Consider the following 538-nt stretch of genomic DNA (forward strand, 5'->3'; position numbering starts at 1 on the left):
TTCTTCAGGTCGTCGAGCAATCCGTCCTTGGCAAACACCTCATTCGGATCGCGGCCGGCAAGCAGTTGGTCCAGAAGCTCCTTCTCGATAGCCATGTGATGATTCTCTCCTTTCCATCATGCTCGATCGACTGCTGGCCAGGCTTCACGCCAACAAAGCCGAGTTGCTGACCGTCCTCTATCGGCCCGAGATCCCGCTTCATACAAACGGCTCCGAGAACGACATCCGCTGCCAGGTGATCAGGCGCATGATTTCCGGCGGTACCCGCTCACCGGCAGGGCGCGCCTGTCGCGATGCCTTCCCTCGGCCTGAGAAAGACCTGTCAAAAGCTCCGGCTCTCCTTCTGGGATTACCTCGGCGCCCGCCTCGAAATCTCCGGCTCTGCCAACGCCAATACCTGCCCAAAATCATCGAAAGTCGGGCCGCAGCCGCCTGACCGCCACGACTTTTGCCCCTCTTACCCATGTTGGAGGTAAGGGGTGTGATCCGCTGCTTTCGCCCCTTTCCGATACAGCTGACATGAGCGCCGGAACCGAGG

1 pseudogene is annotated in these 538 nt (G+C 59.7%); it reads left to right on the forward strand.

What is annotated here, in order from left to right:
- Positions 1–121: 121 nt before the first annotated feature.
- Positions 122–476, forward strand: a pseudogene (locus tag AC0L3H_RS33010) (IS66 family transposase); the annotation flags it as partial.
- Positions 477–538: the final 62 nt, after the last annotated feature.

The sequence above is a fragment of the Mesorhizobium sp. WSM4816 genome (assembly GCF_055811535.1).